General features: G+C 71.3%; 15 protein-coding genes. 3 read left to right on the top strand and 12 right to left on the bottom strand.

Annotated features, from left to right (window positions below):
* Window positions 1–242: 242 nt before the first annotated feature.
* The 7 genes from RH864_RS16650 to RH864_RS16620 form a co-directional block, all read right to left on the bottom strand.
* The gene (locus RH864_RS16650) at window positions 243–2,228 is read right to left on the bottom strand and encodes an Ig-like domain-containing protein (protein WP_310518697.1); all 1,986 of its coding nucleotides are present in this window, start codon (window positions 2,226–2,228) and stop codon (window positions 243–245) included.
* Window positions 2,229–2,700: 472 nt separating this feature from the next.
* Complete coding sequence (locus tag RH864_RS16645; protein ID WP_310518696.1) at window positions 2,701–3,342, bottom strand: thymidine kinase; 642 nt, start codon at window positions 3,340–3,342, stop codon at window positions 2,701–2,703.
* 9 nt (window positions 3,343–3,351) lie between these two features.
* Window positions 3,352–4,503: a hypothetical protein gene (locus tag RH864_RS16640; protein WP_310518695.1), complete on the bottom strand. Its 1,152-nt coding sequence runs from the start codon at window positions 4,501–4,503 to the stop codon at window positions 3,352–3,354.
* Entirely contained in the window at window positions 4,500–5,681 is a 1,182-nt protein-coding gene (locus RH864_RS16635) for a sensor histidine kinase (RefSeq protein ID WP_310518694.1), read from the bottom strand. The genes RH864_RS16640 and RH864_RS16635 overlap by 4 nt, the downstream gene beginning before the upstream one ends.
* A gap of 104 nt (window positions 5,682–5,785) precedes the next feature.
* Window positions 5,786–6,889, bottom strand: a complete 1,104-nt coding sequence (locus RH864_RS16630; RefSeq protein WP_310518693.1) for an Rv2578c family radical SAM protein — start codon at window positions 6,887–6,889, stop codon at window positions 5,786–5,788.
* 203 nt (window positions 6,890–7,092) lie between these two features.
* Complete coding sequence (locus RH864_RS16625; protein WP_310518692.1) at window positions 7,093–8,943, bottom strand: ABC-F family ATP-binding cassette domain-containing protein; 1,851 nt, start codon at window positions 8,941–8,943, stop codon at window positions 7,093–7,095.
* A 442-nt stretch (window positions 8,944–9,385) separates the two neighbouring features.
* Window positions 9,386–10,864 carry a malate:quinone oxidoreductase gene (locus tag RH864_RS16620; RefSeq protein WP_310518691.1) on the bottom strand — a complete coding sequence of 493 codons (1,479 nt, stop codon included), beginning with the start codon at window positions 10,862–10,864 and terminating at the stop codon, window positions 9,386–9,388.
* A gap of 154 nt (window positions 10,865–11,018) precedes the next feature.
* Here RH864_RS16620 and RH864_RS16615 point away from each other — a divergent pair, with 154 nt between their 5' ends.
* Window positions 11,019–12,266 (top strand): glycoside hydrolase family 6 protein, encoded by a 1,248-nt coding sequence (locus RH864_RS16615; protein WP_310518690.1) that lies wholly within the window; start codon window positions 11,019–11,021, stop codon window positions 12,264–12,266.
* Between the two features lie 89 nt (window positions 12,267–12,355).
* Window positions 12,356–13,351 carry a response regulator transcription factor gene (locus tag RH864_RS16610; RefSeq protein ID WP_310518689.1) on the top strand — a complete coding sequence of 332 codons (996 nt, stop codon included), beginning with the start codon at window positions 12,356–12,358 and terminating at the stop codon, window positions 13,349–13,351.
* A 105-nt stretch (window positions 13,352–13,456) separates the two neighbouring features.
* Here RH864_RS16610 and RH864_RS16605 read toward each other — a convergent pair whose 3' ends face one another.
* Window positions 13,457–14,821: a glycosyltransferase family 2 protein gene (locus tag RH864_RS16605; RefSeq protein WP_310518688.1), complete on the bottom strand. Its 1,365-nt coding sequence runs from the start codon at window positions 14,819–14,821 to the stop codon at window positions 13,457–13,459.
* A 287-nt stretch (window positions 14,822–15,108) separates the two neighbouring features.
* Here RH864_RS16605 and RH864_RS16600 point away from each other — a divergent pair, with 287 nt between their 5' ends.
* Window positions 15,109–15,762 carry a hypothetical protein gene (locus tag RH864_RS16600; RefSeq protein ID WP_310518687.1) on the top strand — a complete coding sequence of 218 codons (654 nt, stop codon included), beginning with the start codon at window positions 15,109–15,111 and terminating at the stop codon, window positions 15,760–15,762.
* 182 nt (window positions 15,763–15,944) lie between these two features.
* Here RH864_RS16600 and RH864_RS16595 read toward each other — a convergent pair whose 3' ends face one another.
* From RH864_RS16595 to RH864_RS16580, 4 genes are all read right to left on the bottom strand, one after another.
* Complete coding sequence (locus RH864_RS16595) at window positions 15,945–17,099, bottom strand: GGDEF domain-containing protein (RefSeq protein ID WP_310518686.1); 1,155 nt, start codon at window positions 17,097–17,099, stop codon at window positions 15,945–15,947.
* Entirely contained in the window at window positions 17,100–18,737 is a 1,638-nt protein-coding gene (locus RH864_RS16590; protein WP_310518685.1) for a sensor histidine kinase, read from the bottom strand.
* A 186-nt stretch (window positions 18,738–18,923) separates the two neighbouring features.
* Window positions 18,924–19,979, bottom strand: a complete 1,056-nt coding sequence (locus RH864_RS16585; RefSeq protein ID WP_310518684.1) for an aspartate-semialdehyde dehydrogenase — start codon at window positions 19,977–19,979, stop codon at window positions 18,924–18,926.
* A gap of 140 nt (window positions 19,980–20,119) precedes the next feature.
* Window positions 20,120–21,394, bottom strand: a complete 1,275-nt coding sequence (locus RH864_RS16580; RefSeq protein WP_310518683.1) for an aspartate kinase — start codon at window positions 21,392–21,394, stop codon at window positions 20,120–20,122.
* Window positions 21,395–21,722 lie beyond the last annotated feature (328 nt).

Raw genomic sequence — 21,722 nt, 5'->3', positions numbered from 1 at the left:
CCAAACCCGCCGGCCACACCTTCCCTGCTCAGGAATCACGTCCACACCCACGGCGTGTCGCCGCCGCCCGCGTGGCGCGCCGCGCCGGCATTCCTGAACAAGGAAACACTCCGGCAGTACACCGCGGGGAAGCACCTCGACCGCCGACCGCGCCCGGGCATGAAAGTGCCCGGCGGAGCCAGGCACAGGCTCCGCCGGGCGGATCGCGTCACGCCCGGGGAAGGCGTGATGCGGTTCGGGGGTTAGGCCGTCTGGCGGCGTCGGATCACGACGGCCGCACCCAGACCGATCAGCAGCAGGGCGAGCAGCGCCCCGCCACCGAGCAGGCCGGCGTCGACACCCGTCGACGCGAGGCCCGTGCCGGAACCGGAACCCGAACCCTTCGCCGCGGCGACGGTGACCTTGACGGCCTCCGAGTGCGACGAGGCGAGCTCGGGAACCGAGCTGACGAAGTGCGCGACGATCTCGTGCTCACCCGTGGGCAGCGCAGCGGTCTCGAGGGCCGCGGTGCCGTTCGCGCTCAGCACGACCTCGCCGAGGACCTTCTCGCCGACGGTGAAGCGCACCACACCGGCCGGCTCGACCGGTGCGACGGCGGCCTGGACCTCGACGTCACCGGTCTGCGGCAGCTCCTCGACCGGCGCGACGACGCTGGACGTCACCGCGGCCTCGAACTTCACCTTGCCGCCGTGCGCGACCTCCTTCGCGGAAGCCTTGAGCTCGGTCGTCGTCGCGGCAGCGTGCGCGTCGTAGAGCACGACGTCCTCGCTCGCGTTGAGGAAGCTGTCGTCACCGTAGAACGCCCAGACCTCGACCTCGCCGACCGCGGTCGCCGGGAACTCGACCGCAGCCTCACCCGTCGCGGGGTCGACGGCGACGATCTCGACGAGCTCCTCGCCGTTGAAGAACGCGACGTACCCGTCGAGCACCGAGACGGCCGGGTCGACGACCGAGACGGTCGCGGTGGCGCGCAGGGTGTCGAAGTACGCCGGGTCGACCGGCTGCACGTCGAGGACGGTCAGCGTGTCGCCACGCTCCACGTCGAACTGGCCACCGGCCTCGGTGCCGGCGAACGGCGAACCCTCGGTGGGCGTGTACCACGCCGAGAAGTCCTGCACGCCGAGCGTGATCGACGCGCGCTCGACCGTGGCCGATGCGACGCCGGGCTCCTCGGTGGCCTCGAGCGGCACGGTCACGATCTCCTCGTTGCCGAAGTCGAACGTGAGGTCGCCGACCGGCGTGGCATCCGTCTCGGTGTTCGCGACCAGGGCCGTGAACTCGACGGTCTCGCCGATGACGCTGGGCTCGGGCGAGGTGCCGAGCTCGATAGCGGTCGTGTAGGCGACCTCCCACTCGAGCACGACCGAGCCGTTGCCGGCCGCCGCCGCGACACCGATCACGTCGCCGAGGCTCGCGCCACCGCCGCCGCCACCGCCGCCGCCGTTCCGGGCGAGGAAGGGTCCGAGGTTCTGCGGACCGGCGTTGCCGGCGCCCGCGCCGCCGCCGCCCGCGCCGCCGACCGCGGCGTTCGGGAAGGTCGTGTCGGGCACGTTGGTCGCGTTGCCGCCGGCGCCGAAGGCGTCGCTTCCAGCGGCGCCGCCGTTCTGGATGGTGCAACCGCGGGCGCCCGTGGTGTACCCCGCCGCGCCGTCAGCGCCGGCGTTGCCGCCCGCGCCGCCGTAGCACGCGTCGCCGAAGATGAAGCTGTCGTCGGCGCCACGGCCGCCGCCACCGCCACCGCCACCGGCGATGACGAGGGTCTCGTCGTTGACGGCCACGGCGCTCGCGCCGCCGCCGCCGGCACCCGGACGCGCGAGGTCGCCGCTGCGGGCACCGTTGCCGCCCGCGACGAAGCCCGTGCCGCCGGCACCGTTCTCGGTGCGGCCGCTACCGGCGTTCGCGCCGGCCTGGCCGGCCCAGATGTCGAGCACGTCACCGGGCTCGACGGTGAGCACGCTCTCGACCGAGGCGCCGAAGCCACCCGCGCCGCCGTGCTGGCCCGAGGCGTTGCCGCCCGAGCCGCCCAGCGCGGTCACGACGACCTCGCGGACACCAGCCGGAACCGTCCACTCGGAGACCGAGGCGGAATCGAAGGTCGCTGAGCCGGGCTCGGCCGCGTGAGCGGGCGTGGCCAGGACCAGCGACGCCGGAACGGCGAGGAGCGCTGCGGCTCCGATGCCGATCAGGCGCCGTGAACGCGCAGAAGTTCGAGGGCTGGAAGCCGTCATAAGCGTAGGGGTCTCCTTCTCCGGGCGTCGGACTCACGCGCCGGGTGATGAGGGGAGGTCGCTCGCCGGGTCGGCGCACGATCCCCGCCACGCTACCGACGGGCGGAGCGGATTCTCACTATTTTCGGAGAATGTCCCCCCAATTGGGGACAGGCCGTAGGTGGAACCCCCCACCGCGAACATGCGCCCGCCCGAGGCATCCGCTCACCCAGGTCATCCACCGCCCCTCAGCCATCCCAACTCAGGAACGACGACCGCCGCGGCGGCGTGTCGCCGCCGTCGGCACGGCGCTTCGCGCCGCCGTTCCTGAGCAAGGAAGCCGACCGCGACAGAACGGCAGCCGACCGCGACAGAACCGCGGCCGACCGCGAGACGGCAGCCGACCGCGACAGAACTGCGGCCGATGGCCGCCAGCCGCATTGGCCGCGATCACCAACGCACCCGGGCGGACCACCCGCGCCCGAGGCATCCGTCACCGGCGCCCGTTCAGCACCCCGCCCGATTCCTGCAGGTAGCAGACCCCGCAGAGCGACTCGTAGGTCACCTCGTGCACCGCGCCCTCGTCGACCTCGACCGACTCGTCGATGGCGACCTGGTCGCCGTCGAAGACGAACACGCCGTCGATCTTGCGCGCGTTGAAGATCGCCTTGCGGCCGCAGCGGCAGATCGTCTTCAGCTCCTCGAGGCTGTGCGCGACCTCGAGCAGGCGCCGGCTGCCCGGGAACGCCACGGTCAGGAAGTCGGTGCGGATGCCGTACGCGAGCACGGGCACGTCGTCGAGCAGCGCGATGCGCAGCAGGTCGTCGACCTGCCGTTCGCTCAGGAACTGCGCCTCGTCGACGAGCAGGCTGCTCACGTCCCGGCCGGATGCCTCGATCACACGTGTGCGGTGACGCTGGAACGTCTCGAGCACGGGCTCATCGGGTGCGATCGTGAAGTCGACCTCGCGCGCGACACCGAGGCGCGACACGATCTCGCGGTCGCCCTTCGTGTCGACCGACGGCTTGGCGAGCAGCACGTGATGCCCGCGCTCCTCGTAGTTGAACGCGGCCTGCAGCAGCGCCGTCGACTTGCCCGAGTTCATCGCGCCGTAGCGGAAGTACAGCTTCGCCATCAGCGCGGCTCAATCGATCGCATAGTCGAACTCCACCGTGACATTCTCCCCCGTCGCGAGCGCGCGTGCGCGCAACCCCACGATCCGCGCCACCGCGACGAACCGGTGGAGCTCGCGACGACGCGGACGCCAGTCCTCGTGGCGGTCCGCCGCGACCGTGATCCGGCCGCGCGGCGCGTCGGCGGCCCGCTCCACCGCGACGTGCACGCCCGTGGCGCGACTGCGGTCGCCGATCCAGGTGAGCAGCGCGGTCACCGCGGCACGCTGATGGTCGTCGAGCCGGCGCGCGTCGCCGGCTCGGTCGGCGACGCTCACGGGCGTGCCGTGCGTGCGCCGCACCGACTCGACGAGCTCGTCGAGCCAGGTCGCCTCGACGCCCGCGCGCAGCGCACCGCGGAGCGCCTCGGCGAGCTCGCGCGCCCGGTCGGCGTCGGCCCTCGAGAGGTGGTCGGCGGTCGTCACCCGCGCGAGGAACGGCAGGACCTCGCTGCGCAGCACCTGGACCCGCGACGGCGACTGGCTGCCGAACGCGTCAGGTTGCGTCGCGTCGCGGCGCAGCAGCTCCTGGTTCGTCTGCCGTTGCCACGCGAGCACCTCGCGCACGACCGTCGCCGAGTACACGGCGGCGGCCGCGGTCAGCGACAGGATGATGGCCGCGTTCACCGCGACGAGCGAGATGACCGGGGCGTCGGTCTCGGTCGTGGGCGCGGCCCCCAGCACGAGGATCGTGCTGACCGCGGTCGACAGCAGCCCGGCCACCACCAGCGGCACCCAGGTGCAGAACGGCGCGAGCGACAGGATGAGCAGCCCCACGACCACGGCGCCGTAGTCGTCGTAGAGGAACCGGTTCGTGCCCGCGGTCGACACGTACTCCGCGACCGCGGCGGCGACCGCGAGAGCCACGATGAGCCCGAGCCGCTCGGGCGTGAACGGCGCCCGCGACGGCAGGGTCGCCGCGAACAGCACGATCGCCGCGGCGACCACGAGCAGCACGCCCAGCGCCGCGGCGACGGTGTTGCCCACCTCGTCCCAGTGCGCCGCGGTCAGGGTGAACGCGATCAGCGACGTGATCGCGGCGCCGACCGCCACGATCGGCGCGTCGACGAGCCCGCCGATCGGATCGACCACCTGCGGGGACAGGTGGAGCGGCCGTCGCCTCATGCCTCGTGGTCCGTCGGGACGCTCAACACGATCGTGGTGCCCACACCCCTGGTCGACCAGAGCCGGACCGCGCCCCCGACCCGCTCGATGCGGCCGCGGATCGACGTCTTCAACCCGATGCGGTCACCCGGCACGGACTCGGTGTCGAACCCGACGCCCGCGTCCATGACGGCGATCGTGAGCTCGCCGTCGCCGACACCGATCGCGACCTCGGCGACGTCGACGCCGGCGTGCCGGCTCACGTTGACGAGGCACTGCGCGACCGCGTCGTCGAGCGCCTCGGCGCGTTCGCGCGTGACCAGGCCGAGCGCGGACGTGTCGCCGATCAGGTGCACCTCGAGCCCGGCGTGCTCGGCTGCGGTCATCGACCGGTCGAGTCGCGGGCCGGCGGCGGATGCCTCGGGCTGATCGATCGCCCAGTCGGGACCCGCGATACGGGCGAGATCTTGCCGGATCGCGGCGCGCAGCCGATCCTCGACGGGCCCCGACCCGGCCGACGCGATCGCGACGAGGTGCGTGAGCGCGGTGTCGTGCAGTCGCGCCGTCGCGCGAAGCTCACGGTCGGCGTGCATGGCGAGCTCGCGCGCCCGCCGGTCGGCCAGCTGCAGCTCGCTGCCGGCGCCGGCCCGTTCGCCGCCCGACCGCCGGCCCGCGCGATCGATGCACACGATGGCCACGATGACGGCGGCCGCGAACGCGGCCGCGGTGTTCGCCGCCCAGTCCGTGCCGAGGTGGCCCGATGCGGCGAGCGCGGCCACCTCGCCCACCGCGAACCCGAGCACCGCCCACGTGATCGCGAGCACCGTCGTGGCACCCACGCCGCCGACGAGCACGAGCGCGACGCGCGGCAGCGCGAGCACGAGGTTGTTCGACGTGTCGAACGGCGAATCGCCCGACATCACGATGAGGGTCGTGACGTAGACCGTGACGCCGCCGACCAGCAGGGAGAGGAGCGTGCTGGCGAGTGTCGGCCGCACGGCGACGAGCACGAGCGAGAGCGTCATGGCGGCGAGCGCGCCGACCGCCCACCAGGAGTCGGTGCGGCCGACGACGACCGCGCTGACGACGCTGATCAGGAGCGCGGTCGCGAGGCACACGAACGCCGCCGCGTGCGCGGCGCGTTGCAGCGCACGCCGGAGGGCGTCGCGAGCAAGCTGCTCGGGCAGCCCAACGGCCATGCGTCCTCCGGGGGAAGGGGTCCACGGGATTATCGCACCCGCGCGCCGCGCGTCCCGCCACGACGCCCCGCACGTGTCGCGATCGTATCGAGACCCCGCCGCGTTCAGAACAGCGCCGCAGGGTCCGGCGGCGGCGCGAACTCCGGCGCGACCACGCGCGCCCTCGCCTCCCCCACCTTCCCGGATGCCCCACCGGCGCTCGCCCCGAACCGGAACGCACTCGACCGCACACCCCCGGTCGTCGGGTCCGCCGCCCGCGTGGCCAGCCCGTGCGCGCGCAGCAGCGGTCGCATGCGCTCGCCGAGCCACGCCCGGTACGCCTTCGGTGCGTAAGCATTGCGGCCGTAGTACATGGACCGGTATTTCGGCACGAGATCGGGATGCTCGCGCTCGAGCCACTGCATGAACCATGGCTTGACCGAGCCGCGGAGGTGAAGGGCCGACCAGGTCACGCTCGTCGCGCCCGCGGCCTTCGCCTGCCGTACCGCCTCGTCGAGGTGTGCGCGTGTGTCGGTGAGATACGGCAGCACCGGCATCATGAACACGCCGCAGTCGAACCCCGCGTCGCGCACGGCGGTGACCGTCGCGAGCCGCGCTTTCGTGCTCGGCGTGCCGGGTTCGACGGACTGCTGCAGTTCGTGGTCGTACACCGCGATCGACATGGCGAGGTCGACGGGCACGTGCTCGGCCGCACGCTGCAGCAGGGGCAGGTCGCGGCGCAGCAGCGTGCCTTTGGTGAGGATGCTGAGCGGGGTGCCCGACGAGGCGAGCGCGTCGATGATGCCGGGCATGAGCTCGTACCGGCCTTCGGCCCGCTGATACGGGTCGGTGTTCGTGCCGAGTGCGACGTGATCCCGCCGCCATGACGCCTTGGCGACCTCTTTGCGCAGCACGTCGACGACATTGACCTTCACGATGATCTGCCGGTCGAAGTCGTCACCCGCGTCGAGGTCGAGGTACTCGTGCGTGGGTCGGGCGAAGCAGTACGTACAGGCGTGCAGACAGCCACGATACGGGTTGATCGTCCACGCGAAGGGCATCGCCGACGCGCCGGGAACGTGGTTGAGCGCGGACTTCGCCAGCACCTCATGGAACGTCACCCCGGCGAACTCGGGCGTCTGCACCGACCGCACGAGGTTGTTCAGCCGCGCCAGCCCGGGCAGCGTTCCCGCCTGCTCGACCCCGAGCTCCTGTCCACTCCACCGCACCCCCTCATTCGAACATATGTTCGACTCCCCCGCAACCGCCCCCTCGCGCTCGCCTCGACCGAGGCATCCGTTACCCAGCTCAGGAACGATGGCCGCGCCGACGGCGTGTCACCGCCGCCGGCGCGGCGCGCCGCGCCGATGTTCCTGAGCAGGGAAACCCACGGGAGGCCCGAGCAGCGAAGGAATGCTCCGGGCACGCGCCCTCACCCGGACGACGGCTCCGCGGCGAGCGCGCGGCCCGCCTCGAGGCGCAGCTCCGGCTCCGACCAGCGGTGGCGGAGCCAGCGGTCGTGGCTCGCGATGACGACGGCGCCGGGGTAGGCGCCGAGCGCGTCCTCGAGCTCGGTGGCGAGCGCGAGCGACAGGTGGTTCGTCGGCTCGTCGAGGAGGAACACGTGCGGCGGCCGCGCGATCACGAGCGCGAGCGCGAAGCGGCGCTGCTGCCCCACGGAAAGCGCCCCGACGGCCCGGTCGAGGTCGCGCCGCGCGAGCAGCCCGAGCCCCGAGAGCGGCACCTGTTCGGCGCGCCGCTCCCCCAGGGTGCGCTCGTACAGCGTGCGCGGCGAGGCATCCGGATCGGTGAACCGCACATCCTGCTCGAGCAGCCCGACGCGCAGCCCACGCCGCCGGTGCACGACGCCGCCGTCGGGCGCGACGCGCCCGGCGAGCAGACCGAGCAGCGTCGACTTGCCGGCCCCGTTCGCGCCCGTCACGAGCAGCCGCGCCGTCGGCGCGAGCTGCAACGTGTCGAGCCGCAGGCGGTCGCCGACCGAGGCATCCGTCAGCTGGATCAGCAGGCCCGCGTCCTCGGCGAGCGCGTGCGACCCCGACGGGATGCCCGCGAACGCGAGCGGCGCGGGAGGCTTCCGCACCTGCTCGCGCTCGAGCGTGTCGAGCCGCAGCTGCGCGTTGCGCACCCGGCGGCTGACCTGCGACTCGACGCGGTTGCCGATATTGCCGTAGGACATCTTGTTCCGGTCGCGCATGGGTGCGTGGTGCGACACGTTCCGTGCGGTCTCGGCGACGGAGACGTGCAGCCGGCGCAGCTCGTCCTGCTCGGACTCGTACTGCTGCTGCCAGCGTTCGCGCTCGGCGCGTTTCACGTCGAGGAACTCGGAGAACGTGCCGCCGAACACCTGCCCACCGGCGGCCGCGAGCCCCGCGTCACCCGCAGCCCCCGCACCAGACCCGGCGAGCGCGAGCGCACCCTGCCGACCCGGGTCGAGATCGAGCAGGCCCGTTGCGACCCGATCGAGGAACGCCCGGTCGTGGCTCGCGAACAGCACCGGCCCGCGCCACGCGCGGAGCCGCTCCTCGAGGAACGCCGCGGCGGCGTCGTCGAGATGGTTCGTGGGCTCGTCGAGCAGCAGCGCGTCCGGCGCCCGCAGCAGCAGGGCCGCGAGCGCGAACCGGCTGCGCTGCCCACCCGACACCTCGCCGATGCGACGGTCGAGCGTCAGGTCGCCCACGCCGAGCCCCTGCACGAGCTCATCGCGTCGCGCGTCGGCTGACCAGACCTCGGCGCGTTCGGCCGCGTCGAGCGCGGTCGCATAGCGGGCGGATGCCTCGGGGGCAGCCCGTTCGTCGCCGGCGTCGACCGCGAGCGCCGCGGCGGCCGCGTCGAGCTCGCGCTCGATCGCGCGCACCTCGGCGAGCGCATCCTCGAGGATGTCGCCGACGAGATCGTCGTCCGCGAACGGCACCTCCTGCAGCAGCAGGCCGATGCGCGCCGGGCGCGAGACGGCGCCGTCGACGACGGCTTCGCCGGTCGAGTCGCGAGCGCCGGCGAGCGTATCGAGACCCGTGCCAGCTGGACTCCGCGCTCCGCCAACGGGTCTCGATACGCGTGCTCCTTCGTCGCTCGCTACTCGACCAGCGGGATGCGCGAGCGTGCGCAGCAGCGTCGACTTGCCGGCGCCGTTCTCGCCGATGAGGCCGATGCGGTCGCCCGGCGAGACGGACAGGGAGAGGTCGGCGAACACGGTGCGTTCGCCGTAGGCGACGGAGAGCCCGTCAGCCCGGAGATAGGGAGAGGTCGATGAACGTACAGCCATGGGGAACCCCATTTCGCGAAGGGCTCCCGGGGGCGCGCGACGCGCGTCGGCGCGACGGTGCACCGGACGACGAGCACGCGGGCGACGCGCACCCCGGGAGCGGGAAGGTTGGATCCCGCCGGGCATTCGCCGTCGTCAGATGGGTGCGCGCGAGACACTGTCGCGATTCAGCGAAGGAGCACACCCGGAGTCAACGGCGCCTCAGGCGCGGGACGATGGGAGGTTCTCACTTCATAGCGGAAGCGAGACTACCAGATCGTCGCGCCGACCGCGACCCCTACCCGCCCGCCCCGCCCTCCCGCCCCTCCCGCCCCGCCCACGACGCGCGTCGAGTGATACCGAACCGGGTCGAACGTGACCGAGGATCGGTATCAGCCGACACAGATCGGTAACACTCGACCCTGGGGTTGGGCTGGTCGCGCGAAGCGCGAAGCGCGCGCGCCTACGCCGTGAGCTTCAGCACCTTCGCGGTCGCGGCGAGCGACTCGGCCGCGGCGGCCGGGTCGCCGTTGAGCGTGCGGCCGTAGCTCGGGATCATCTCGCGGATCGCAGGCTCCCACTCGGGCATGCGGTCGGGGAAGCAGCGCTTCAGCAGCTCGAGCATGATGGGCGCCGCCGTCGACGCGCCGGGCGATGCGCCGAGCAGCCCGGCGATCGATCCGTCGGCGCCCGTGATGACCTCGGTGCCGAACTGCAGCACGCCGCCCTTCTCGGGGTCTTTCTTCATGACCTGCACGCGCTGGCCGGCCGTGATGAGCTCCCAGTCTTCCTTCTTCGCGGTCGGCATGAACTGCCGCAGGGCCGCCATCTTCTTGTCGCGCGACGCGAGCAGCTCACCCACGAGGTACTTCACGAGGTCGAAGTTCTTCAGCCCGACCTGCAGCATCGGCCCGATGTTGTGCAGGCGTACCGAGAACGGCAGGTCGAACCAGGTCGAGCTCTTGAGGAACTTGGGCGTGAAGCCCGCGTACGGGCCGAACAGCAGGGCGGTCTCGCCGTCGACGATGCGGGTGTCGAGGTGCGGCACCGACATGGGCGGCGCGCCGACGGCGGCCTTGCCGTACACCTTCGCCTTGTGCTGCGCGACGACCTTGGGGTTCGTGGTGCGCAGGAACTGGCCGGAGATCGGGAATCCGCCGAAGCCTTCGATCTCGGGGATGCCGGCGTGCTGCAGCAGCGCGAGCGCGCCACCGCCGGCACCGACGAACACGAAGCGTGCGCGCACCTCGTCGGGCGTGTTGCCGACGAGCCGGCGGAGCTTCAGCTTCCAGCTGCCGTCTTTCTGCCGGTCGAGCCAGGTGACCTGGGTGTCGGTGTTGATCTGGGCGCCGCGCTGCTCGAGGTCGTCGAAGAGGGAGCGCGTGAGCGAGCCGAAGTCGACGTCGGTGCCCGACTCGATGCGGGTCGCGGCGACCCGCGCGCGCGGGTTGCGCTTCTTCGCGAGGAGCGGCGTCCACTCGGCGATCCGGTCGAGGTCCTCGGTGTACTCCATGCCCGCGAACAGCGGCTGGTCTTTCAGTGCGGCGTACCGGCGGCGCAGGTACTTCACGTTCGGCGCGCCCTTGACGAACGTCATGTGCGGCGTGGAGTTGATGAACGTCGACGGCTCGGGCAGGTCCCCCTGTGCGACGAGGTGCGCCCAGTACTGCCTGCTGATCTGGAACTGCTCGTTGATGCTGATCGCCTTGGCGGGGTCGACCGAGCCGTCCTTGGCCTCGGGCATGTAGTTCAGCTCGCAGAGCGCGGCGTGGCCGGTGCCGGCGTTGTTCCAGGGGTTGCTCGACTCCTGGGCGACCTCCCCCAGGCGCTCGTAGACGCGAATCGTCCAGTCGGGCTGGAGTCGCGAGATCAGGGAGCCGAGCGTGGCGCTCATGATGCCCCCGCCGATGAGCACGACGTCGACGGTTTCGTCAGAATGCACGACCGCCAGTCTATGACGACCTGAGGACTCCACTTGACCGCGGCCGCCCGCGCCGGCGGTCACACCCGCGCCGCGCCGGCCGGCGAGCGTTTTCCTAGCAAGCTCTAGGATGAGCGGACGGGGGTTCTGGCACTCGGGGAGGGAGCCGCTCGACGTGACCGATGAGGTGACGCCGAACGATGGGTCGCGCGTGCGGCACGAGCGCGATGACGCGCGCTACGTGCGCCGGGTCGGCGACCCCGCGAGCGGTCCGGTCCCCACGGCGGGTGCGGATGCCTCGCCGGCACCCGATGCCTCACGCGCACCGCGTGCCACGCCGGCATCGGATGCCTCCACGCGCACCGTCCGTCGCCCGTCGGCCCGCACGATGACCGAACCGCACCCCGCGACGGGCCCGTTCACGGCTCCGGTCGCGACGCCGCACCCCGGCCGCACCCCGGCCCCACCCGCGCGCCGCTTCGCGGGCGTCATCCTGCTCATCGCGATCATCGCCGTCGCGGCCGCGGTCGGTGCGGCCGCCTGGTACGCCGTCGCGCACAGCACCGACCACGTGTTCGGCGGCCGTGCGCTCTACGTCGACCCCGACTCATCCGCCTCGATCGCGGCCGAGACCACCACGTCCGAGGCCGAGCGCGAGGCGGCGACCGTGCTCGCGGCACAGCCGACGGGCATCTGGCTCACGCCCGAGCGCGACCCGGCCGGGGAGGTCGGCGCGACGGTGCGATCGATCGTCATCGAGTCGAAGAGCGCATTGCCCGTCTTCGTCGTCTACGGCATCACCGACCGCGACTGCGGCGGTCAGTCGGCGGGCGGCCTCGAGCCCGTCGAGTATCTCGACTGGGTCGGCGAGATCGGCGACGCGATCGGCAACACTCCGGCGATCGTGGTGCTCGAGCCCGACGCGCTCGCGCTGTCGCCCGAGTGCGACGACCCGGGTGCGCGGGTGCAGCTGGTGCGGGCCGCGCTCCACCGGCTCGATGCGAGCCACGCGCTCGTGTATCTCGACGGCGGCCACTCGAACTGGCTGCCGGCGGACGAGATGGCCGCACTGCTGCACGCGGCCGGGGTGGACGCGGTCCGCGGCTTCGCCACGAACGTGTCGAACACGCAGCCGACGGAAGCCGAGACCGCCTACGCGGCGGAGGTGTCGGCCGAGCTCGGCGGCGGCACGCACGCGATCATCGACACGTCGCGCAACGGCAACGGGGCACCCGCCGACGGCGAGTGGTGCAACCCGCCGGGCCGGGCCATCGGCGAGACGCCCACGGCCGTCGACGATCCCGTCGTCGACGCCGTGCTCTGGGTCAAGCCGCCGGGCGAGAGCGACGGCCTCTGCAACGGCGGGCCGCCCGCCGGCGAGTGGTGGCCGGAACGCGCGATCGAACTGACCGGCACGAGTTGACGCTCATCGCCCGCATCACCGTCCGGCCGCGAACCGGCACCGCGCACCACCTCACCACAGCACGTGGCACGACACCATCGGGGGAACGAATGGGAAGCACCGATTACCGCGTCGCGGTCATCATCGAAGACGATCCGGACATCCGCCGGCTCCTGGTCGAGGTGCTCGAACAGGCGGGGTTCGAGACGCACAGCGCGGGCAACGGCGTCGACGGCGTCGAGCGCGTGCGCACGTACAACCCCGGACTCACCACGCTCGACGTGAGCATGCCGGGCATCGACGGGTTCGAGGCCGCGAAACGCATCCGCGCGATCAGCGACACGTACCTCATCATGCTCACGGCGCGCGGCGACGAGATCGACACCCTCATGGGCCTCGAGTCGGGTGCCGACGACTACATGGTGAAGCCGTTCCGGCCACGCGAGCTGCGCGCGCGGGTCGACGCGATGCGCCGCCGGTTCGAGCGCGAACGGCTCGCGTCCGAGCGGCGGGCGGATGCCTCGCAGACGGCGCCGATCGCCGGCACCCCGCCGACCACGGTCACGCCGGCCGAGGGCGTGGTGCTGCCCGAGGCATCCGTCACCGTGACCGTCACGGCGCCGGGCGCTGCCGCGCCCGCAGCGGACCTGTCGCCGACGCCCGCGGCACGGGACGGGGCCGCGGCGCCTCCCGGCGCGCCCGCGGTCTCGCCCGCAACCGATCCCGGGTCGGGAGCTGTTCCCGCACCGGCCGAGTCGGCGCACGCCGACGAGGAAGACGGCTGGCTGGAGCACCGCGGGCTGCGCCTGCACCCGGAGATGCACCTCGTGACCCTCGACGAGACGGGGCTCGAGCTCACGCGCAGCGAGTTCGAGCTGCTCAACCTGCTGCTCACCACGCGGCGCCGGGTGCGCAGCAAGGCCGACCTGGCGCTCGCGCTCCGCGGCGAGAGCTACGTCACGTCGTACTACGTGAGCGAGGCCGACAAGCGCGCCGTCGAGGTGCACCTCGCGAACCTGCGCCGCAAGCTCGGCGAGTCCGCCACCAACCCGCGCATCATCGAGACCGTCCGCGGCGTCGGCTACCGCCTCACCGCCGACGAGTGACCCCCTCGTTGGTCGAGTAGCGAGCGCCAGCGAGCGTATCGAGACCGGGACAAGAGGTCTCGATACGCTCACTCCTTCGTCGCTCGCCACTCGACCGACGGCGAGTCAGACCTTGTAACCGTGGTGGCGGCGCGCGAGGCTGCCGAACATGGTGAGCGTCTGGATGACCGTGATGATGCCGAGCACGGGCCAGCCCACCCACAGGATCGACGACTGCACGACCGGGCTGAGCTGGGTCCAGATCGCGACCATCGCGACGATGACGCCGAGCACGACCAGCAGCGGCGTGAGGTAGGCGTGGCCCGAGCCGCGCTCGGCCTTGGCCTGCTCGGCCCAGTTGTCGACCTGCTTGCGGCTCGCGAACTTGCTCCACGCGCGCACGAAGTGCCCGAGCCGGATCCACATGTAGATCTCGGCCGGGAACAGCAGCACCGCGAACCAGATGTCACGCGCCTTGCGGTTCTGCATCGACAGCGCGATGCGCAGGTTCAGCAGCACCGCGACGAGCGGCGGGATCAGCCAGATCGGGCTGAACACGAACGCGCCGATCGAGAGCGATGCGGCGAGCAGCGCGATGAACATGACCCGCGACACCGCGTTGGTGACCATCGACAGGTTCTCGAGCCAGCGCAGACGCAGGTTCGGGTGGAACGGCTGACCCTTGGTGTCGCCGCGCTGACCCGGCCACATGAGCTCGATCGCGCCGTAGTTCCACTTCACCTGCTGCGCGTCGAGGCCGCGCATCGTGGTCATGCCGCCGACGTCGGCGCGCGCACGCGCACTGATCTTCGTGAGATATCCGGCGCTCTTGATCTGCAGCGACAGCAGCGAGTCCTCGACCTCGCTGTCCTTGACCCACGGGGTCGTCTGGTGGTTCGCCTGCATGGCGTCGCGGAGCGCCTTCGTGGCGAAGATCGAGTACTGGCCGCCGAGCACTGCCATGTTGCGGCCGCGGAGCATGTTCTGCATGTTGAACGCGGCGAACTGGGCGCGCTGACCCGCGATCAGGAACGGTGCGACGAGCCCCTTGAACGGCCGGTCGTCGATCGAGTAGATCGCCGAGATGCCGCCGATGCGGCTGTCGGAGGTGATCTCCGCCTCGAGGAACTCGATCGCGCGCGGGTCGGCCACCGTGTCGCCGTCGACGCCGAGCAGGTAGTCCATGGTCTCGATGAGCGTGTACCCGTAGTTCAGCGCGCCGACCTTCTTGTCGGGGTTCTTGCCGATGTCGTGCACGAACACCTCGGTGAACTGCTCGGTGCCGTCCTCCTCGACCCGCGTGTGCAGGCCCGCGTAGCGGGCCGCGACCTCGACGGTGCGGTCGGTCGTGTTGTTCACGACGACGTGCACCACGTCGGGCAGCCGGGTCTGCCCGAGCAGCGACTCGAGAACCTCGGCGATCGAGGCCTCCTCGTTGTAAGCCGGGACGATGCACCCAATCGTGGCGCGGTGCTCGGAGAGGGTATCCACGACCGCGACAAAGTCATCTGCGTACGCTTCCGTTTCGGGTTCCGGAAGCGGCAACACGGACCGTGCGGGTTCATGACGCGACCGAGCCTGGATACCCGTCCGCGGGGCGACGGAGGGGCGGGCTGCGAGGTCGGTCATCACGGTCTCCTTGACTCTGGTACTCATCCGCTGGGTGCATCGTCCCGGCGACGAGTCGAGTCTTCCGACGCGACCGCGGGGGCCGCCTTGGAATGCGATAGCGTCAGCTCAAGATCAGCTCAAGATTCACGAACCGAAAGGATCACCCCGTGCGCTCGCGCCCTGCCGCCCGCCGCATGACCCTCGCGATGGCGGTCGCGGTCGCCGTGGCCGGCCTTGCCGGCTGCTCCTCCGAGACTCCGCCGTGGCTCTCGGGCGCGACCGAGGCACCGGCGACCTCGAGCGCACCGCCGACGACGACCCCACCCGCGCCGGTGCAGAACGATCTCGCAGCCGGCTCGGCCACGCGTACGGTGCCGATCGGCGCGATCACGCTCACGATCGACTACTGGTCCACGCTCACCATGGATCTCTGGACCGCGAACGCCTCCAAGCCGCTGAGCTTCTCCATCCGCGGCACCGTGGAGCCCGCCGACGGGCAGAAGCTGTACCTCTCGCGCGTCACGGCGGAGACCGTCGTCCGCGACGCGGACGGCGAGGTGCTGCCCGGGCCCGACCCGATCGCGGATCAGAGCACCGTCGCGCCCGGCTACCTCATCCTCGACCCGTACACGTACAGCCAGACGTTCACGCTGCCGGCGCTCGACCCCGCCGCGGCGAGCATCGAGGTGAGCATGCGGTACGAGCTGCTGCAGCAGGCGACGCCGACGTCGGCCGACTACGCGAAGCAGACCGCGGTCGACACCCTTACGATCGCGATCGCGCCCCAGCCCACCGACGCGGAGCCCGCCGACGAGGACTGACCCGCCGGGGTCTCGATACGCGTGCTCCTTCGTCGCTCGCTACTCGACCAACGACCTCCCGCCGGGTCTCGATACGCGTGCTCCTTCGTCGCTCGCTACTCGACCAACGACCTCCCCGCTGGTCGAGTCGCGAGCGCCAGCGAGCGTATTGAGACCACCTGCGCCGCTCGACCAACCGACGATCAGCCCGCCAGCACGACCGCGTCGCCGCCGCGCTCTCGCGCGGCGGCCGCAGCGTCGGCGGCCGCGGCGATGAGCGTGTCGAAGTCGTAGCCGTACGCGTCGGTGCCCGCGAGCCCGATGCTCGCCGAGATGCGCAGCCCGGACGCCTGCTCGATCGGACGATCCCGAAGCCCGGACTGGATCGCCACGCCGTTGCGCCGCGCCTCCTCCATGTGGGTGAACGGAGCCACGATGAACAGCTCACCCGGGCCCGCCGCGCCGATCGCCGCGTTCGACGTGCTGTACCGGCGCACGCCGGCCGTGAACTCCGCCACCAGCTCGTTGCCCGCCGAACGCCCGAACGCGGTGTCGATGAACTCGCGTTCGTCGAGACAGACGCTCGCGAACACGAGCTGGTCGTCGTGGAAGTTCGCCCGCTCGAGCCAGTCCTCGACCACGGTCCGGAACATGGCGGGCGTCAGCACGCCCTCGACCGTGAGGGCATCGGCGCCCGGCACGGCCTCCAGCAGGCGCGGCACGCGCTCGGACTGCAGGATCACCATGCTCACGACCGTGACGATCACGAGCGCGATGATCACGAACGCCGAGGCTTCGGTGCCGAGGAAGACCTGGAACACCATGCTGTCGGGCCCCGACACGACGAACACGCCGAACCGCGCCGCATAGAACAGGGCGACGACGACGAACATCGCCGTCAGCCCGCGGGCGGTCCAGTTCAGGCGCATGGGTGCGCGCATCGACTCGATGGCGCCCATCACCGCGAACCCGGTCACGAGCGCGAACATGAGCGGACCGCCGGCCCACGCGCCACCGTCCGGGCCTTCGGCGAGCACCGCGACCGCCGCGGCCGCGGCACCCACGATCGAGATCCACGCGAGATCGCGGCGGCCGTTGTACACGCGAGCACCCGTCCAGAGCAGGGCTCCGCTCAGCACCAGCGCGGCGTTCCCCGCCGCGACCGCCCACCAGCCGTCCGGCAGCGCGATCCAGATCGCGTACGAGAACGACGCGAGAATGCCCGCCATGAACGACGCCGACCACACCCGGCCGGCCAGGTCGGGCCGCCGGAGGAACGTGTCGAGGATGAACATCACCCCGGCCACGATGACCACCGCGCTGGTCGCGAGCTGGATGGAGTACAGGTCGATGTTCATCTACGCCCCAGGCCCCTCGAGCGGCAGCGTGACGAACACCGTCGTCCCGTTGCCTTCCTCACTGCTGATATCGATGTCGCCGCCGTGGCGCAAAATGTACTCGCGGGCGATGCCCAGCCCGAGTCCGCTGCCGTGCACCGTGCCCTGCCGCACGGCGTCCGAACGGTAGAACCGGTCGAACACCTTGGAGACCTCGGACTCGGGGATGCCGATGCCCGTGTCGCTGACCACGAGCCACGCGGTGCCGTCGACCGCGGTCACCCCGATCGTGACGTCGCCGCCGTCGCGGTTGTACTTGATCGCGTTCGACAGCAGGTTGTCGACGACCTGGCGGATGCGGAAGCCGTCGGCGCGCGCCGTGACGCTCTCGGCCGTGGTGATCTGCACCGCGATGCCCCGCTCGTCGGATCGCGGACGCAGCGCCTCGACCGAGTCGACCACGATCGCCCCCAGATCCGCGTCGGCGAGCACGAGTGGCGCCGGCTGGTCGGCCTGCTTCGCGCCCTGCAGGATCGACGAGATCAGCTCGAGCATGCGCTCGCCGTTCCGCTCCATGATCTGCAGGTTGCGGCGGATGCCGTCGGACAGCGACGGGTCGTCGAGGGACAGGTCGACGTAGCCGAGCACCGACGTCATCGGCGTGCGCAGCTCGTGCGACACCGAGGCCACGAGGTCGTCGCGGGCCCGGACGGCGCGCAGCTCGGCGGTCACGTCCCGCGCGACGATGACGCTGCCGTCGGCCTCGTTCATCTCGTCGTAGAGACACCGCGCGGTCACCGCGACCGCGCGCAGCTCACCACCGCCGTCGGCCGTCCAGGTGATCACGTTCTCGAACTCCTCACCCGCGATCGCCCGGTTGAACGGGAGGTCGGGGCCGGTCAACTGCGTCGCCCGGTCCTCCGCGAGCTGCACGCCGGAGCGCGCGGCGTCGATGTCCGCCAGGTTCAGGTCGTAGAGCCTCGCGTACGCGCGGTTCATGACCGCGCCCCGGCCATCGCGATCGAGCCGCACGACACCGAACTCGACCGCGTCGAGCACCTCGGCCAGCAGCGCCTCATGCCGCTTCGCCCGCCGCAGCGCACGTTCGAGCTGGCGGGCCTGCGTGCGCATGAGCGCCCGCTGCGCGCTCGCGCGCCGGCTCGTGAGCAATGAGCTCGTCGCGACGAACACGAGCGCGATCGGCAGCACGATGATGCTCGGCAGGCTCTCCGGGGTGAAGACGCGTCCCGACAGGATCTCGGAGATCCAGATGAAGCTCCCCGACAGCGCGACCGCGAGGGTCGCGCCCCGCAAGCCGAAGTAGCTCGAGAGCCAGATCGTCGGGAACACCCAGAGCAGACCGATCCCGCTCGTAGGCTCGCCGATCCGCACGAGTCCGATCATCACGATGTCGAGCGTGGGCACGAGCATGACCGCGGCACGCGGCATCCGATGCCAGGGCACGATGATCGTGACCCCGGTGAGGATGAACGCGCCCGTGATGCCCGCGAGCACGATCGGCGACGTCACGAGCTCGGGCGCGAAGACCTGCAGCGTGAAGATGACGACGACGAAGACGACGCCGAACAGCAGCTGCGAGAGGATGACGGACCGGTCGAACGTCACACGCGCACGGCGCGGCTCCCCCGAGTCCCCCATGCCCCGAGCCTACTGGGCACCCGCCCACCCGCTGGTCGAGTAGCGAGCGAGGAACGAGCCCGCGTATCGAGACCCGGTGCTCACGCGCACAGCTCGGCCCGCCCGGTCTCGATACGCTCGCTGGGGCTCGCTACTCGACCAGCGGAGACCACGGCTCGCTGGCGCTCGCTCCTCGATCGGCGGGGACTAGACGCGCGCCGGAAGCTTCGCCGCGACGAGCTCGGCGATCTGCACCGCGTTCAGCGCGGCACCCTTGCGCAGGTTGTCGTTCGAGATGAACAGCACGAGGCCCTTGCCGTCGGCCGCCGACTGGTCCTGACGGATACGCCCCACGTAGCTCGGGTCCTGCCCCGCCGCCTCGAGCGGCGTCGGGATGTCCGCAAGCTGCACGCCCGGAGCATCCGTCAGCACCTCGATCGCGCGCTCGGGCGTGATCGGGTTCGCGAACTCGACGTTGATCGACAGCGAATGCCCCGTGAAGACCGGCACCCGCACGCACGTGCCGGCGACCCGCAGGCCCGGCAGCTCGAGGATCTTGCGGCTCTCGTTGCGGAGCTTCTTCTCTTCGTCGGTCTCGAGGTCGCCGTCGTCGACGATCGAGCCCGCGAGCGGGATCACGTCGAACGCGATCGGCCGCGGGAACTTCTCGGGCTCGGGCATCGTGACGGCTGAACCGTCGTGCACGAGGCCCAGGGTGTCCTGCTCGAGCGCGGCCTTGGCCTGCTCGTACAGCTCCTCGCCGCCGGCGAGGCCGGCGCCCGACACCGCCTGGTACGTCGAGACGATGAGCCGCTCGAGGCCCGCCTCGCGGTCGAGCACCTTCAGCACCGGCATGGCCGCCATCGTCGTGCAGTTCGGGTTCGCGATGATGCCCTTCTTGGCGTCGTCGATCGCGTGCGGGTTCACCTCGCTGACGACGAGCGGGACCTCGGGGTCCATGCGCCACGCGGAGGAGTTGTCGATGACCGTGACGCCGGCCGCGGCGAAGCGGGGCGCCTGCGCCTTCGACGTCGAACCGCCCGCCGAGAAGATCGCGAGGTCGAGACCCGTGGGGTCGGCCGTCGCGGCGTCTTCGACGACGATCTCCTCACCCTTCCAGGGCAGGGTCGTGCCCGCCGAACGCGCCGACGCGAAGTAGCGGATCGACGCGACCGGGAAGTCGCGCTCCTCGAGCAGCTTGCGCACGACCTTGCCGACCTGTCCGGTCGCGCCGACGACGCCGATGTTCACTCCGTGGGCCATGGTGTTCCTTCGTTCGAGGCACGGGCCGCGCAGGGCGGCGGTGCGGTGGGGCCGAGATCCAGTCTGGAGGACGACGCCTGGAAACGGCATGGATCCCGGCGAGACATCCGTTTCTGGCAGGAATTGATGGAGAACCGGCGCTACCGGCCGGTCCCCGCGTACACGACCGCGTCGTCATCGCCGTCGAGCTCGAACGCCGTGTGCACGACGCGCGCCGCCTCGTGCACGCTGTCGGCACGCGTCACGACCGAGATGCGGATCTCGCTCGTCGAGATCATCTCGATGTTGATGCCCGCATCGCTGAGCGCCTCGAACAGCTTCGCCGAGACGCCGCTCGCCGAGCGCATCGCGTTGCCGACGAGCGACAGCTTGCCGATCTGGTCGTCGTACTGCAGCGACGCGAATCCGACCGCCTCCTGCGCGCCGGCAAGCGCGGTCAACGCCTTCTCACCCTCGGCCTTCGGCAGCGTGAACGAGATGTCGGTGCGACCGGTCGACGCGGCCGACACGTTCTGCACGATCATGTCGACGTTGGCGTTCGTGCCCGCGACGATCTTGAAGATCTTCGCCGCGACGCCCGGCTTGTCGGGCACGCCGACGACCGTGATCTTCGCCTCGGAGAGATCGACGGCGACACCGGCGATGACGGACTCTTCCACTGCTGCTCCTTCGGGGAGGCGCGAGGGGTCGTAGACGATCGTCCCCTCCGCATTGTTGAACGACGATCGCACGTGCAGCGTCACGCCGTGCCGGCGTGCGTACTCGACCGCGCGGATATGGAGGACTTTGGCGCCCGACGCCGCGAGCTCGAGCATCTCCTCGCTCGTGACCCGGTCGAGCTTGTGCGCCCGCTTCACGATGCGCGGGTCAGACGTGAACACGCCGTCGACGTCGGTGTAGATCTCGCACACGTCGGCCTCGAGCGCCGCGGCGAGCGCGACGGCCGTCGTGTCGCTGCCGCCGCGGCCGAGCGTCGTGATGTCGCGCGACTCGCGGCTGAAGCCCTGGAACCCGGCGACGATCACGATCGCGCCCTCGTCGAGCGCCTCACGCAAGCGCACGGGCGTGACGTCGACGATGCGCGCGGCGCCGTGCGTGGCATCCGTGATCATGCCCGCCTGGCTGCCGGTGAAGCTGCGCGCGTCGTGACCCATGCTCTTGATCGCCATGGCGAGCAACGCCATCGAGATGCGCTCGCCCGCGGACAGCAGCATGTCGAGCTCGCGCGGCGCCTGGATCGGCGTGACCTCGTTCGCGAGATCGACCAGTTCGTCGGTCGTGTCACCCATCGCGGAGACCGCGACGACCACGTCGTTGCCCGCTTTGCGGGTCTCGACGATGCGCTTGGCGACCCGCTTGATGCTCTCCGCGTCGGCGACGGATGATCCGCCGAACTTCTGCACGATCAAGCTCACGTGGTCTCCCAGGGGGTCTGTGCGCGGGGTGTGTGCGCCTCGACCTGGGGCCGGCGGGCGCCGGAAAGATCATCATACGGCGCCGCGTATGCGGCCCTCGCCATGTGACACGGATGCCTCGCGCGGGACGTGTGCCGCCCTCCCCCGCCGCCCCGTCCCCGCGCCACCAGCGCCACCAGCCGCCACCCGCGCCACCTCCCGCCACCCGCGCCACCAGCCGCCACCCGCGCCACCTCCCGCCACCCGCGCCACCTCCCGCCACCCGCGCCACCTCCCGCCACCAGCGCCATGCGTGACCTACCGCGCCAGCGCCGACCGTCGTCCGTGG

The sequence above is a fragment of the Agromyces aerolatus genome, from assembly GCF_031432255.1.
Taxonomy (GTDB): Bacteria; Actinomycetota; Actinomycetes; order Actinomycetales; family Microbacteriaceae; genus Agromyces.
The sequence above is the reverse complement of the archived record's forward strand: the minus strand, read 5'-3'. Positions and strand labels throughout refer to the sequence as shown.